This window comes from Gudongella sp. QWL-04 (assembly GCF_058683975.1).
On sequence record NZ_CM178754.1, the window covers coordinates 1991859 to 2006124 of the forward strand.

General features: G+C 41.3%; 14 protein-coding genes. 3 read left to right on the forward strand and 11 right to left on the reverse strand.

What is annotated here, in order from left to right:
* Window positions 1-28: 28 nt before the first annotated feature.
* Entirely contained in the window at window positions 29-1048 is a 1020-nt protein-coding gene (locus AC4PHB_RS09895) for a bifunctional transcriptional activator/DNA repair enzyme AdaA (protein WP_492136268.1), read from the reverse strand.
* Window positions 1049-1240: 192 nt separating this feature from the next.
* On the opposite strand from AC4PHB_RS09895, the gene AC4PHB_RS09900 reads away from it, so the two are divergent.
* Window positions 1241-1696 carry a helix-turn-helix domain-containing protein gene (locus AC4PHB_RS09900; RefSeq protein ID WP_492136269.1) on the forward strand — a complete coding sequence of 152 codons (456 nt, stop codon included), beginning with the start codon at window positions 1241-1243 and terminating at the stop codon, window positions 1694-1696.
* A 52-nt stretch (window positions 1697-1748) separates the two neighbouring features.
* Here the strand turns inward: AC4PHB_RS09900 and AC4PHB_RS09905 are convergent, their stop codons facing one another.
* The 7 genes from AC4PHB_RS09905 to rocF form a co-directional block, all read right to left on the reverse strand.
* A complete protein-coding gene (locus AC4PHB_RS09905) occupies window positions 1749-2240 on the reverse strand; it encodes a pyridoxamine 5'-phosphate oxidase family protein (RefSeq protein ID WP_492137766.1) in 492 nt (163 codons plus the stop codon).
* 38 nt (window positions 2241-2278) lie between these two features.
* Complete coding sequence (locus AC4PHB_RS09910) at window positions 2279-2839, reverse strand: hypothetical protein (protein ID WP_492136270.1); 561 nt, start codon at window positions 2837-2839, stop codon at window positions 2279-2281.
* 29 nt (window positions 2840-2868) lie between these two features.
* Window positions 2869-3708 (reverse strand): nitroreductase family protein, encoded by an 840-nt coding sequence (locus tag AC4PHB_RS09915; protein WP_492136271.1) that lies wholly within the window; start codon window positions 3706-3708, stop codon window positions 2869-2871.
* Between the two features lie 114 nt (window positions 3709-3822).
* Window positions 3823-4578 (reverse strand): acyl-CoA dehydratase activase, encoded by a 756-nt coding sequence (locus tag AC4PHB_RS09920; RefSeq protein WP_492136272.1) that lies wholly within the window; start codon window positions 4576-4578, stop codon window positions 3823-3825.
* A gap of 15 nt (window positions 4579-4593) precedes the next feature.
* Window positions 4594-5754 carry a double-cubane-cluster-containing anaerobic reductase gene (locus AC4PHB_RS09925; RefSeq protein ID WP_492136273.1) on the reverse strand — a complete coding sequence of 387 codons (1161 nt, stop codon included), beginning with the start codon at window positions 5752-5754 and terminating at the stop codon, window positions 4594-4596.
* A gap of 162 nt (window positions 5755-5916) precedes the next feature.
* Entirely contained in the window at window positions 5917-7098 is a 1182-nt protein-coding gene (locus AC4PHB_RS09930) for a DUF5050 domain-containing protein (RefSeq protein WP_492136274.1), read from the reverse strand.
* Window positions 7099-7230: 132 nt separating this feature from the next.
* Entirely contained in the window at window positions 7231-8124 is an 894-nt protein-coding gene (gene rocF / locus AC4PHB_RS09935; protein ID WP_492136275.1) for an arginase, read from the reverse strand.
* 249 nt (window positions 8125-8373) lie between these two features.
* Here rocF and katG point away from each other — a divergent pair, with 249 nt between their 5' ends.
* On the forward strand, window positions 8374-10566 hold the full coding sequence (katG, locus tag AC4PHB_RS09940; RefSeq protein WP_492136276.1) for a catalase/peroxidase HPI: 2193 nt from the start codon (window positions 8374-8376) through the stop codon (window positions 10564-10566).
* A 69-nt stretch (window positions 10567-10635) separates the two neighbouring features.
* Here katG and AC4PHB_RS09945 read toward each other — a convergent pair whose 3' ends face one another.
* From AC4PHB_RS09945 to AC4PHB_RS09955, 3 genes are all read right to left on the reverse strand, one after another.
* Entirely contained in the window at window positions 10636-11334 is a 699-nt protein-coding gene (locus AC4PHB_RS09945) for a hypothetical protein (protein WP_492136277.1), read from the reverse strand.
* Window positions 11335-11412: 78 nt separating this feature from the next.
* A complete protein-coding gene (locus tag AC4PHB_RS09950; RefSeq protein ID WP_492136278.1) occupies window positions 11413-11970 on the reverse strand; it encodes a TetR/AcrR family transcriptional regulator in 558 nt (185 codons plus the stop codon).
* A 104-nt stretch (window positions 11971-12074) separates the two neighbouring features.
* Window positions 12075-12836, reverse strand: coding sequence for a ZIP family metal transporter (locus tag AC4PHB_RS09955; RefSeq protein WP_492136279.1), 762 nt, complete (start codon window positions 12834-12836; stop codon window positions 12075-12077).
* Between the two features lie 177 nt (window positions 12837-13013).
* Between AC4PHB_RS09955 and AC4PHB_RS09960 the strand changes: the two genes are divergently transcribed.
* Window positions 13014-14183, forward strand: coding sequence for an MFS transporter (locus AC4PHB_RS09960; protein ID WP_492136280.1), 1170 nt, complete (start codon window positions 13014-13016; stop codon window positions 14181-14183).
* Window positions 14184-14266 lie beyond the last annotated feature (83 nt).

Consider the following 14266-nt stretch of genomic DNA (forward strand, 5'->3'; position numbering starts at 1 on the left):
CTCCCTTAAAGTTTTTATGTCCAATAAATTACTTATTGTCTCTTTCAAGCCTAAGGAGTTTTTCCTTCAACTCGATCCCGCCTGCATAGCCTACAAGCGCTCCGTTTGCACCGATCACTCTGTGACAGGGTATCAGCACCATCAGCTTGTTTTTGTTGTTCGCCATGCCTACTGCCCTTACTCCTTTTGGGTTTCCTATGGCTGCTGCGATATCCTTGTAGCTTCTGGTTTCTCCATATGGGATTTTTAGAAGCTCATTCCATACCTGCTTTTGAAACGGGGTGCCCTCATATATTATTGGTACGTCGAATTGCTTTCTATTGCCCAATAGGTATTCATCCAGTTCAAGAGCTGCTATATTACTTAAGCTTGTTCTGTTCTGCTTTACACCAGCTGGTACTCTTTCTCCGAATTGGACCGTTCTAATGCCTGAACTTATTGCACCTATGGTTACAGACCCGAAGCTTGTATCGTATATGCTGAACATGATCCCTTCATTTGAAGCCTTATCCATCTCTCTGTACTCACCGGGAGTCATATCAGTTAGCTTTCTAAAGAAGGTGAAGAAGGCTGATATGCTTTCAAAGCCCAGCGAGTAAGCTATGTCAATTATCTGTTCGTCAGAATTCTTGAGCTTATCCTTTGCAGCCTCAAGTCTTAGAGCATTAGAGTATTCGTTAATCGTCTTCCCGTAATGATTTTTGAATATCTGTGAAAGTCTTTGTCTTGAGATCCCAAGGGATCTCAAACTATCCTCCAACAGCTCCTTGCTGAATCCGTTTGATTCAACTATTCTTTTGATCTCACTGGCCATGTCTGCCACAGGATCGTATTCGTCAAGATCCGGTCTGCATCTTTTGCAGGGTCTGAAGCCTGCAGAAATCGCGTCTTCTCTTGTATTAAAGATCAATACATTTTGCTTTGAGGGCTGTTTTGAGCTGCAGGAAGGTCTGCAAAATATCCCGGTTGTCTTTACTGCGTAGTAGAACTTACCGTCTACTTCCCTATTGTTGCTTATTATGGCTTCCCATTTTTCTTTGTCTTCCATTCCTGCACCTCCTCATTAATATCGTCTACTATATATTACAAATTAATTATACGTGATTTGTCGATTAATTTCTTTCTGTTTTTAAACATTCAATTTATTTTTATTGTTCCTTAAAATGTTCTTGACATATTACTTATTATTACTTATTATGTATTTATAAGGAATTTTTAGGAATATAAGGGAGTGATTATTATGATTGAAACGTATTATTCAGTAGAGCAGGTTGCTTCACTGATCGATATGCATCCTAAGACTATACAAAGGTATATCAGGGAAGGAAAGCTTAAGGCTCAAAAGGTAGGGAAGGCATGGAGGGTAACAGGACATGACCTGAGTGTTTTTGTCGAGGGTACAGATGGTGTGATAGAGACTACTGCTTCACCTGGAATGCAGACAATAATCGAGGATTCTCTCAAGAAGACCAGGGTATCTGCTGTTATCGATATACCCGTTAATAATGAGGCTGAGGCAGTTCAAACCATTAACTGGGTCATAGGCTTATTGCAGGCCAAAAATCCGGAGGACGGCCATACCTCAATGACTTCTCAGTATATAATGCCTGAGAACATAATAAGAGTAATGCTTTGGGGAAATCTTCAGTTTATGAGTACTGTCATGAGTGTATTAGGGGATCTTGAGAAAAATTAAGGTATTTTAGTATGAAAAAAAGTCCCCTGTTTAGGGGACTTTTCAGTACTTTCTATTTAGATTCCTTCATCCTTACGAACTCTATCGCTTCCTTGCCTGTTATGTGATCAACATCTATGGCGATCATGTGAGAATTAGTACACTTTTCAATTGAATCCCTTTTAGACTGCTCCGGTTGATCTCCTGAGTACTTTTCAACAAGATCACGAAAAGCTTCAAGTCTTTCTTCTCCCTCGGCTAACCTTGCCTTTCCGAAGGCTATGACGCTTCTAAAATAGGAGGTGTATTCAGCACTTACGATCTGATCCTCATCTACTACTGTAAAGGATACCTTTGGGTGCTTTATGATTGCATCTATCTTGTGCCCTGCCTTTGCAGAATGGATATAGATCTTGCCTTCGGTATATGTATAGCTTACAGGTACTGCATAAGGATAGTCTTCATCTCCCATGCATGCAAGTATACCGTTTGTGCATCTTTCCATGATTGCATTTACATCCTCAGTTGAAAGCAGCTGCTTTATCCTTCTCATTTCCCTGAACATTTCCCAATACACCTCTTCCATGAAGTTTTATGACTGTATTACCTTTCAACAAATCTAATTGTAGCACTTTTGAAGCGCTTAACGATGGTTTTTTCTTCGTTCAGTTCTCTGGATTCTATGAATATGTTGGAGATGACCTCCCACATGAACACCCAACCGCCAATAAAAACGCCCTCTGTGACTACCCTTGATATAAAAAGCTCGGAATCAAATGGGTATAGGTAAGAAATCAAGAAAAATGTGATCGCAAAAACAAAGTACTTAACTTCCTCCAACCTTTCATGACGTCTTTTTCTGGCATTTTTTGAGAGCATGTAGTCGAATTGGTGACCAAGTGCGCTTATGAGCTGCCTTTCCTTAGCTTCATTCTTGAGCTCCTTTGGGATCGAAAATTCGAATATCAGCGGGTACTTCCTTGGAATGTCTTCGACTGAATCCCAGAGAAAATCAAGGAATTCATCCTCTATGTCTCTCAACTTAAATGGGGATGGATCCCAGTCGTCGAATACATCGTTATAGTCGTCCAATGCCACAGGTATTATATATGCCTGACTATCTTTATCGAATGCGTATCTTTCATATGTTTCCTTTGGTCTCATTTTACACCTCGTTTACTGCACCAAAGCTATTATTGCAACCTCCATAAAAATGAGTATAGCATATTCTTCGGAAGCTCTATTTCAGGCTCCTCTACTACAAACACTCCTTTAAGTCCTTTTTCCTTAGCTGCAAGGTCAAAATGTGCTGCTGCAATGCCAATATCTATCTTCTGTATATCGTAGGTGAAGCGATCGCTGTAGCCCGGCTCCTTATCCTCGTAGAAATGGAAGGCTCCACCTTGGAGAACGATCCTCCAGGGCTGTTTGTTGGATGCTGACGGTCCAAGTCGAAGCATTTCCAGCGGAAATGCGTACTCACCCGCCTGCCCCTCGCTCAAAGGTGAGTTAAGGTCATTTTCAAAAAATATCTTGCTCCATTCTACCCGTTGATCTGCCTTTATCAGTGTCCTCATAGCCACTTCCTTGATATGCTTCTTATCTGCTGGATAACCATATGGTGTTATTGCCGGGAACAACTCTCCCTTATCTACCTTCATGGCAGTCGCAAAGCCCTCTCTGTCGAAGGTCCCTCCAAGCCAGCATGTACCAAGTCCCAGGCTGGCAAGGTAAAGCATAAGCACTTCCATCTCATAACCTAATGCCTCCAGGGCAAGGGGTTCGTCCTTTATAGTTGTACCGATATATTTCTTTGCACCTTTTATTACTCCATAAGTTCCAAGCTTCTGGCTTTCCTGATTACCGTTGATATCCAGGTAGTGGAATACGACCTTAGGACCAAAGGGATTAGACAGGTTGCTTATAAATTCTCTTATGGAGCTCATCGTTTGTTCACTGATCTCAATATCAGAATAATTTCTTACGCTGTATCTCTTCCTAACTGCTTCCTCTATACTAAAGTTTATTTTCATTTACCATTCCCCTTTCCCGGAGATACATACCCATTTCTCACACTTAATCTTATCATAATGTTGAAAAAAAGCCAACACCGTGAGTAGGTGCTGGCATGATGTAGTAGATTTCAGTTATATTTTCCTGGCGATGAGTGCAGCTCCGATAGATCCCGCATATCTTGCCATAGAGTTTGTTTTTACCGGGGTACCAAGCTTGTCAGAGAGCAGATGAACAAAAGGTTCCACCTCACAGAGGCCGCCAGTCAGAAAAACAGGCTCTTTAACCCCATGTTTGTGCAGCAGAGCGTATACTCTGCCGGTGATTGAGTTCACTATTCCCCTGGCAATGCTCTCTCTCTTTGTTCCAGATCCAATAAGTGATATGACCTCTGATTCTGCAAAGACTGTGCACATGCTGGTGATTGAAATGTTCTCTCCCTCAAGCGCCATAAGGGCAAGCTCCTCGATCCCAACTCCCAGGGTATTGGCCATCAACTCCAGAAATTTCCCTGTGCCTGCAGCACACTTATCGTTCATTACAAAATCAGTAACCTTGCCGTCAGCCAGAGTGATAATTTTTGTGTCCTGACCTCCAATGTCTATTACAGTTGCGTTATTTCCGAATAGGTAGCTCGTACCAACTCCGTGGCAGGTAATTTCTGTAACCGTCTTATCTGCATAGGGGACGGATATTCTGCCATAGCCTGTAGCCACTATCTTTGAAGACTTAAGGTCAACGCCTCCCTTTTCCAGCCTAATTCTAATAGCTTCAGCGGTTTCTACGCTGCTCCAGCCTGTAGGCAGGGCATAGCTGTCAACTAAGGCCTTCTCATTAAATACTGTGACCTTGGCTGCAGTTGATCCAATATCTATACCAATAAAATCCATTTCCTTCATCCTTAATTATACTAAGCTATGGCTGTCAAGAGTTTCCAGGAAAGCTTCAACCCTGACCTTCACTTGCCCAGTATCTGAATCAGAATAATCTGTCTCAATTTGTATGAAAGGAAGCCCAAGCTCCTCCTGAACATACTTCTTGACAGTATATGACTCAATATTATAAGTGTGGCATGCCTGCCAGGTCAAATCCACAACCCCGTCAACCTTGTATTCCTCTACCATTCTGCGAATGAGATCAAGTCTTCCATTATTGTTTGTCATACATGAGCAAGGTGTCGATAAGTACTTTTCTGCAAGTGCCGTTATTGGGTCTTTATCTTCATCTACCATTACATCAAGACCTTTGTAGCCTGTACAGTTTTCAAATGCTACTACAGAAGCTCCTGCTTCTTCAAGTGCCTTTAGTACCTTGTCTGAGCCCACGCCTATTGGAGTGCCTGTAAGAAGTATTCTTGGTGCTTTTTCATCGAATGCGTATATTCCTTTTTCTACTCTATCTTCAACCTCTGCAATCAATCTTTCTATCAGCTCAATGCCAGCTTCCTTATCTATATTGAAGCCCTTGAGCCATTGAGCCTTCATCATGTCGGTTCCTGCAAGCGGTGCCGGCTTGTGCGCATTCAGTTTATGCAGCTTCTTCATAACATTTCTTTCTCTATTCATTAGCTTGATTGCATCTCTCAGCTTATCATCAGTTATTTCAGTATTGAATTGATTTTCTAGGAATCCCTTGAATTTTACCATTTCTCTCTTCCAGAATTCAAGTGAATCCTCGTCATTTGCTGTTTGAGGCAAGTTCATTACATGCATCGGCTTTAGCTTGCCCATAAGCTCATACATTTTTTTCTTTCCATCACAGGTAGTCTCAGCTAACAAAACATCTGAAAAATAGAAGTACGGGCACTTGTCGGTGATCGCAAATCCATAGCTTGATTTTATAAGTGGACAAAGGTTTCTTGGAAGCTCCTTTTCTGCTTCTTCAATGGGTTCTTGTGACGTACCGCATAAGCTTACCGATATGGCATCCGCCGCCAGAGCAATCTCTGATGGTGAAAATACACAGTACATACCTACGATTTTTCTTCCTGCTTCATGTGCTTCCTTTACCTTAACTGAGTTGACTCCTCGCAGTGCTTCTACTTCTTCCATTACTATTGGTCTCATTTTATCTCTCCTCTTTAGAATGTTTTCGTTTAAAGGTTAACATAATATTCTGGCTTATAAAAATTCAATTCCTTTATGGATATCAATTATCAATAAATGGTTGTTTGGACAGGATATTGAATAAAAAAAGAGGGGTCTAGTTACCCCTCGAATTTGATTATACTATTCAAACCTTACTGCAATGTTATCATCCAACTTGATCCTGTACCTGTCTCCACTGTACTGGAGAGCATAAGCCCAATCGCCTAGAATATAGTCCCAGGACCATATGACGGCCTTGTTCATTCTCAGAGGATCTGAACCATCCAAACCTACTCTGAATATTCCCTTCTCGATCCTGCCATCCGGTTTCAAAAGCTGGCAGTACAGGTATCCCTCTCCAAACATTGCACTGCCTACTCTTTCAAGGGTTTTAATTTCCTTTTGATCAGCTCCGTCCAGATTGCAGCTAAAAAGCTTCAATTGGTATCCATAGCCTTCAGTATACTCAGATAAATTGATGTAGAATATTTGATCTTCTCCAATAAAGAATCCATCTTGATCTTCTATCAGCTTCTGATCTTCGGTGCTATCCTTATCCACTCTGTTGAGTATGCCTTGCGAGTCTGAATAATATATCCAATCTCCCGAAATAACTGGATAGCCTCCCTTTGATTGAAGCTTGACAGATTCCATGCTGCCAAGCTTGGTCTTATACATTCCATCCAACACACTGTAGTAAATAATATCATCCTCTATTTCACAGGCATTGATGCTTTTTTGTAATACAAGAGAGCTTTCAGAACCATCAAACTTCATGCTGTACAGATAATTACCTTTCAATGCGTCTGAGTAGTAGATAAGGTCATCGTGGACCATAATGTAGCTGACCATTGTAGTGGTAAGCTCTGTCCTGTTTGTCCAATCCCTGTCTCTTCTTATAAGCTTTCCAACCAGGTGATCCCCTGGCATTACTCCTGATTCTGGTTCTATGTAGAAAATGTAGTTGCCAGCCTCAGAAATTACTCCGTTATTTATTGGCGTTTCTCTTGGTGAACCTGCTTGTTCCTCAGTAAGCTTGTCCTTGACTGAAAAACCCATACCAATACCAAGTGTTGGGAGGAATAGAGCTAATCCAAGGGCTACTGCGAATGTACCGGCAAGGGTAGCAAGCATAAATTTGATTATTCCTGGTGCATCCTTTTTCTTCAAAACTATTATGATTCCGATTGCAGCAGCAAGTCCCACTGTAAAGGGGATCCAGTTGATCATTACCTCCTCGATAAATATTGTCATAAATACTAGAGTCAATAAAATTATAACAAGCTTTGCCAACATCTTATTGTTAAAGGCAGCTCTTTTCATTTAAAACACTCCCTTGGAAGGATACGATTTACTTGTCAATATTTTACAGTATATTTATACCCCGTTTTATTGTATTTGATATTTAATATAAAAAAGACTGCAGCGTTAGCTGCAGCCATAAATTTTACAATATTAATAAACGACTTTGCCAAGAGCAGAAAGTACAAGCTCGCTTGCAAGCTTTGCCGTCTTATTGGAAATATCCAGAATCGGATTAACCTCCACCATATCCATAGCCAGAAGCTTCCCAGACTCATGAAGCATTTCCACTGCAAGGAATGCCTCTCTTATGGTCAAACCACTGTGGACCTTTGTTCCCGTTCCGGGAGCTGCCTCTGGTGTAAGCGAGTCGATATCAAAGCTTAAGTGGATACCATCGGTGCCGTTTGACGCTATCTCTATAGCTCTCTTCATTACTTCCTGCATTCCAAGCTTATCGATAGTATCTATTGCAAATACGTTTAAGCCTGCTGCCTTCATCTTCCTTGCTTCCTCTGGATCTATATCTCTTCCTGCTATTTGCACGCATTTGGTTACATCCGCATATACCGGTCCTTGCCCGTAGTCTACCATTACATCCGGTCCATGACCGCATACTGCTGAGAAGGACATCCCATGCATGTTTCCGGTTTCTGTTATCACCTCGTCATTCCAATCGCCGTGGGCATCTATCCAAATAACGCCTACATTTCCCTTGTGGTGCTTGAGAGTTGCTGATATGCTGCCGGCTGCCAGGCTGTGATCTCCACCGATAGCCACAGGAAAGGCTCCTTGCTCTAATGATTCGAGGGTGCTTTCATAGAGTGATTTGCATGTTGATATAACTGATTCATGGTTTCTTAGCTTTTCAGAGCTTGCTCCTCCCTTAGGCTGGATTATATCTCCCTTGTCCTCCAGCTCATAACCAAGCTTCTTTATTCCCTCGCAGATCCCTGCAATTCTTATTGCAACCGGTCCAATGGATGCTCCTACCTTGGATGCCCCGCAGTCAACCTGTACTCCTATCAAATCAACCTTCTTTTTCATACCCCACGCTCCTTATAATCAACTATACTTCCCTGCAATCAAAATACTACACAAGATTACATTTTTTTGCAAGTCAACGATTTACTATGATGTATTGATATTGATGCCCAGAAATCTAGATCTGCAATCTCTTGGGACGTCGATCATAAGTCTAGTTATTTAAAAATTGTTGCTCAGAAATATTATAATGGGTATTAATACTTCGTCAATATAAAGCAATAAATCAAACCGTTAAAGGAGGGTAGCTTTATGGAAGAGATGAAATGTCCCGTTACCGGTCATACCAGGAAAAGCATTTCAGGCGGAGGCACCAGCAATAAGGATTGGTGGCCTAATCAACTGAACCTTAAAATGCTGCACCAGAACTCGGAGCTTAGCGATCCGATGGGTAAGGATTTCAATTATTCTGAGGAATTCAAGAAGCTTGATCTTAAAGCTTTAAAGGAAGATTTATACACGCTAATGACAGATTCAAAGGATTGGTGGCCTGCTGATTATGGTCACTATGGACCTCTTTTCATTCGTATGGCATGGCACAGCGCTGGTACATACAGAATGGGCGATGGACGAGGCGGCGCTTCAGACAGCACACAGAGATTTGCACCTCTAAACAGCTGGCCGGATAATGTCAACCTGGACAAAGCTAGAAGATTATTGTGGCCGATCAAGAAAAAGTATGGAAAGAGCATATCCTGGGCTGATCTGATGATCCTTGCAGGAAACTGCGCTTTTGAGTCGATGGGACTTAAGACCTTTGGCTTTGCCGGTGGTCGTGAGGACGTGTGGGAGCCTCAGGAGGACGTGTATTGGGGTTCCGAGACTGAATGGCTTGGAGACAAGAGATATTCCGGTGAAAGAGATTTGGAGAATCCGTTGGCTGCAGTACAGATGGGGCTTATCTACGTAAATCCCGAAGGTCCTAATGGACAGCCAAGTGCGCTGGCGTCAGGCAAGGACGTCAGAGAGACCTTTGCAAGAATGGCAATGAATGATGAGGAGACTGTGGCGCTTATAGCCGGAGGGCATACCTTTGGTAAATGTCATGGAGCAGGTCCCGCAACACATGTCGGCAGAGAGCCTGAGGCTGCTCCTATAGAAGAGATGGGACTGGGCTGGAAAAGCACTTTTGGAAGCGGCAAGGGTGGCGATGCTATAGGCAGCGGCATTGAAGGAGCATGGAAGCCACATCCAACCAAGTGGGACATGGGGTACCTGGAGACCTTGTTCAAATATGATTGGGATCTTGTTAAGAGTCCTGCAGGAGCATGGCAATGGATTCCTACTGATCCTGAGGCAGCCAAGACTGTCGAGGATGCACATGACCCGACTAAGACCCATACACCTATTATGACTACTGCAGACCTGTCTTTGAGGATGGATCCGATATATAATCCTATTGCAAAGAGATATAGGGATAATCCCGAAGAATTTCAGGATGCCTTCGCCAGAGCGTGGTTCAAGCTTACTCATAGAGATATGGGACCAAAGTCAAGGTATCTTGGTCCCGAGGTTCCTGAGGAGGATCTGGTATGGCAGGATCCGGTACCGCCGGTCGACCATGAGCTGATAAATGACGATGATATTCGGGTACTTAAAGAGAAAATTCTGGCCTCGGGATTGTCCATTTCACAGCTCGTTTCGACAGCATGGGCATCTGCATCGACCTTCAGAGGATCAGATAAGCGTGGTGGAACCAATGGAGCGAGGATAAGGCTGGAGCCTCAAATGAATTGGGAGGTCAACCAACCTGTTCAGCTTAAGGTAATACTTGCAAAGCTGGAGGAGATAAAAGAAGGGTTCAACGCATCACAGTCTGGCAGTAAAAAGGTTTCTTTGGCAGATCTTATTGTTCTTGGGGGCTGTGCAGGAGTTGAGCAGGCAGCAAAGAATGCAGGGATGGAGCTTGAAGTGCCATTCTTCCCGGGAAGAACAGATGCCACCAAGGAGCAAACTGACATAGACTCCTTCTACGTACTAGAGCCAAAAGCTGATGGCTTCAGAAACTATCAAAAGTCAAAATTCACGGTCTGTGCGGAGGAATTATTGGTCGATAAGGCTCAACTTCTTACTCTTACAGCACCGGAGATGACTGTTCTTATTGGTGGTATGAGGGTCCTAAACGCTAATTACAAAGGCTCTCAGCACGGTGTGTTTACAAAGAGGCCTGAGACATTGACCAATGACTTCTTTGTTAATCTTTTAGACATGGCGACTGGATGGAAGCCTACTGAAGAGGATAAGGATGTTTTCGAGGGACGTGACAGAGTTACTGGGGAACTTAAGTGGACTGGAACAAGAGTTGATTTGATATTTGGCTCAAATTCACAGCTTAGAGCAATATCTGAAGTATACGGCAGTGACGACGCACAAGAAAAGTTTGCCAAGGATTTCGTAGCTGCATGGAACAAGGTAATGAATGCGGACAGGTTCGATCTAGCATAACAAAAAAGTGATGACTTTAGGAAAATTATAACCTGAAGTCGTCTCTTTTTTAATACTATGTTTCAGGTTTTACTTGGTCAGACAGGGAGTTATTGACTTCATTTGGCCAAGTTGCCTTTTCAAGTCGCTATATCCTATCCATATTGTCCAGACGTAGGCACAAGTTTTAGGAATCATTAGCATTCCTATTAGGGGATATGCATCACCCCATAAAACAACTGGAATGTAGAATGCAAAGCTTAGTACTATGGTCAGCCACATATGCCTGAACGGCTTGTCCACTCCTCCTATAGTGCTTGTATAGAAAAGAATTATTATAAGCAATCCCAAAATCGAAAATGGAATATTCCTATAGATTCCCCATGCAATTGAGGGATTTGAACTCGTCCATCCATTCTGGGGAAATAGACATAATAGTATCCTGATTATAGATAAGGCATAAACAGAAATAGTTAGATAGTTCTTGCCCTTGATGCTGTATCTATTTCTCCAAACATAGTAAAGAATAACATAAAATCCTGTCATCGTTATGGAAGTAATAAACTTGCCTATTCCAAGAGCTGCAGTGAAGTTCTCCAGCCCACTGCTGTTAAGAGCTACTGCACGCGGAATTAAGTGGAATGAGTCACCGAGACCAAGTATCAAGGCCATTAAGCCAAATAAAAGATATTGCTTTTTATTTCTTGATTTTTTGACCATGTATACGCCCATTAAAATAACAGTTGATAGATAGGCCGCATCAAAATGTGTTTCGAAAAATGCTTGCATGTAACTGCCTCCTTTTGATATTGAACATTGTTCATTAAAGCTTCTTTGAAAACCCACCATAGGTGGGTCATCTTTAATTTAATAAATTGTGCGTCTAATAACTGATATCAGGAATTTACTGTCTGGTTCCCTACTCACATTCAGAGAAAGAATATTTGAAAAGACAAAATGTATGAACTCCTCCTTGGTAAAAGTTGCATCAAAGACACTTTGATCAACATTTGGATCATCATTAAGAGACTTGAGTAAATGATGCTCTATCTCTATGAAAAAACTTATCATGACCGCGCGACCCTTTTCCTTATCTACATCCAGCATACGCATGGAGTGGATAATTAGAAAAATAGGATATTTCTTAGATCCTTTTTGAACGTTTTCAAACAGTCTGGTGACAGCATCCTCAAAGCTTAAATTATATGGTTCATCTTCATCATAACTAATTATTTCGGACCATATGGATTCCACTGCAGCTATTGTTAGATCATCCTTGGATGGAAAATAATTGTAGACGGATCCAACAGCTACACCACACTTTTTCGCAACGTTTCGCATATTAAGAGCAGCCATACCCGACTCAGCTACAAGATCTTTACAAGCTGCTAAAATCGATTCTTTTGATGTCACAGTTTTGTTCATATGAGCGCCTCCTCTATACTGAACACTGTTCATTTTAGCAGACACAACTCCAGCTGTCAATAGCTAAATAATTTAATCTTTCGTAAGTATGGATCCATTTTTGTCTAAAGGTTACCAAGCATAAATGCACTCAAGAAACCCAAAGCTGTAATAAGTCCCGCAAAGTCATGTGTTTCTTCAAATGCTTCAGGTATCATAGTATCAACAATCATTGCCAGTATAGCTCCGGCTGCAACTGCTAACATCATAGAAACCACTACCGGACCCACGCCCTGAAAAATCATATAGCCTGAAGCTGAGGCGATTGCACTCGTAAGTGATATTGAGCCCCAAATTGAAAAGATATACTTCAGGCTTCTTCCTGCTCTCTTCATTCCCGCCGAGCTTGAAAGGCCTTCCGGTATATTTGAAATGAATATTGCTAATACAGTTACTAGGTTTATAGTGCCGCCAGAAATTATGCTAAGACCTATAACAAAGGACTCAGGTATTCCATCGATAAAAGCTCCTATAGCTATGGATAGTGCGCCTGCATCACTTGTGTCGAGGTGCGACTTACCCTTCAGGTTTGATCTTTTACGATGCTTTGCACCTCTCTTGGATACGAAATAATTAGCAATAGTATAAACCACTGCTCCCATAATAAATCCGACCGCAGTAGATTTGAACCCACCTTTCTCGAATGCCTTTTGTATAAGTTCAAAGGAGAGAGCTGAAATCAATACTCCACTACCAAAAGCCATAACTGAAGCTACTAACCGTTGTTTGAGATTACAAAAGCATCCAATTATAGCACCTATGATAAGTGCACTTCCTGCTAAGCCTCCCCAAAATGCTGCCTGCATCCAATATGGAATGAAGTTCACATCTATTCCCCCTGAAAACATAATATAATACAATCATAAGCAGTTAATACCCATCAATTAGACTAATATCAAACTAAAAATGGCCTATTAATTCAAATTATGCTATTAACACCTTGATTTTATAAAATTAAAGGCTTATCGTTAGATTCATAAACTAAAAGAATTTTAGGTGTAAATATGAAAAATAGAAAGATTTTTTCAAACATTGTATTGCTAGGATTAGTGAGTTTATTTGCGGATATGAGCACAGAAATGGTTTACCCTCTGGTGCCTCTTTATTTGACAGCAACCCTTGGCGCTTCACCAGCAATAGTAGGAGTAATCGAGGGCATAGCCGAAAGTATTGCTTCTATGCTGAAGGTTTTCAGCGGTTATATCGGAGATGTATACCATAATAAGAAAAATTTGGCTTTCGTGGGCTATTCCGCATCTGTAGTTTATAAGATTTTCCTGATTCTTGCATCCTCCTGGACAGGTGTTCTAGCAGCTAGAGTTATCGATCGTACAGGAAAGGGCATTCGAACTGCACCAAGAGACGCTCTGGTTGCCCAATCAAGCGACAAAAACAATCTTGGTGGGTCTTTTGGTCTGCATAAAATGCTTGATATGGCAGGTTCAGCTCTTGGTGTTATATTCGCCTATTTTTTTGTAGCAACGAATTACGGTTTTCATGAAGCATTTTTGTTTTCAATCATACCTGCAATAATGGGTATCATAATAATACCCGCAGTAAAGGAAGATAAGAATAAGAAAGCCAATCGCCAAAAGCTTAGATTTAAGGGACTGAGGTTAGATGACAGATTAAAAATATATCTTGGTATAATCTTTATATTTTGTTTAGGTAATTCATCCAATGCTTTCTTGCTCCTAAAAGCTCAGGAAAGAGGATTTTCTGCTTCGCAAGTAATTTTACTATACTTATTATTCAATATTTCAGCTTCTGCATTGGCAATACCTTCTGGCAAGTTATCGGATAGATTTGGAAGGAGCAAGATACTAATTCCTGGATATTTGATATATGGGGTAGTGTATCTAGGGTTTGCCATTTTGTCATCCAAAATTTCTATAATTATCCTTTTTATTACATATGGAGCATATAATGCTTTGGTCAGTGGGGCTGAAAGAGCTTTTATTGTCGAAAATGCTCCAGAGGATCTTAATGGTACGATTCTAGGGATTTACGGTATGCTCCAGGGCTTTGGACTGCTTTTATCATCTATTATTGCAGGACTTTTATGGGACAAACTCGGTTCTAATTCTCCATTTATACTAGGAGGATTGCTTGGTATACTCTCTGCAGTTTTAATAGCAGTAACCGTAGACTCAAAGAATTTACCAAACCAATGACAGAATGAATTTAATGCTTTAACTTATTATTTGGATTTGATTTGTCCTTTTATACTTATATCAGATTTGAAAAATAATTGCTG

Bases quoted from the DNA above. Each gene is read 5' to 3' on its own strand.
- AC4PHB_RS09895 (WP_492136268.1), bottom strand. From the start codon at position 1,048: ATGGAAGACAAAGAAAAATGGGAAGCCATAATAAGCAACAATAGGGAA.
- AC4PHB_RS09900 (WP_492136269.1), top strand. From the start codon at position 1,241: ATGATTGAAACGTATTATTCAGTAGAGCAGGTTGCTTCACTGATCGAT.
- AC4PHB_RS09905 (WP_492137766.1), bottom strand. From the start codon at position 2,240: ATGTTCAGGGAAATGAGAAGGATAAAGCAGCTGCTTTCAACTGAGGAT.
- AC4PHB_RS09910 (WP_492136270.1), bottom strand. From the start codon at position 2,839: ATGAGACCAAAGGAAACATATGAAAGATACGCATTCGATAAAGATAGT.
- AC4PHB_RS09915 (WP_492136271.1), bottom strand. From the start codon at position 3,708: ATGAAAATAAACTTTAGTATAGAGGAAGCAGTTAGGAAGAGATACAGC.
- AC4PHB_RS09920 (WP_492136272.1), bottom strand. From the start codon at position 4,578: ATGGATTTTATTGGTATAGATATTGGATCAACTGCAGCCAAGGTCACA.
- AC4PHB_RS09925 (WP_492136273.1), bottom strand. From the start codon at position 5,754: ATGAGACCAATAGTAATGGAAGAAGTAGAAGCACTGCGAGGAGTCAAC.
- AC4PHB_RS09930 (WP_492136274.1), bottom strand. From the start codon at position 7,098: ATGAAAAGAGCTGCCTTTAACAATAAGATGTTGGCAAAGCTTGTTATA.
- rocF (WP_492136275.1), bottom strand. From the start codon at position 8,124: ATGAAAAAGAAGGTTGATTTGATAGGAGTACAGGTTGACTGCGGGGCA.
- katG (WP_492136276.1), top strand. From the start codon at position 8,374: ATGGAAGAGATGAAATGTCCCGTTACCGGTCATACCAGGAAAAGCATT.
- AC4PHB_RS09945 (WP_492136277.1), bottom strand. From the start codon at position 11,334: ATGCAAGCATTTTTCGAAACACATTTTGATGCGGCCTATCTATCAACT.
- AC4PHB_RS09950 (WP_492136278.1), bottom strand. From the start codon at position 11,970: ATGAACAAAACTGTGACATCAAAAGAATCGATTTTAGCAGCTTGTAAA.
- AC4PHB_RS09960 (WP_492136280.1), top strand. From the start codon at position 13,014: ATGAAAAATAGAAAGATTTTTTCAAACATTGTATTGCTAGGATTAGTG.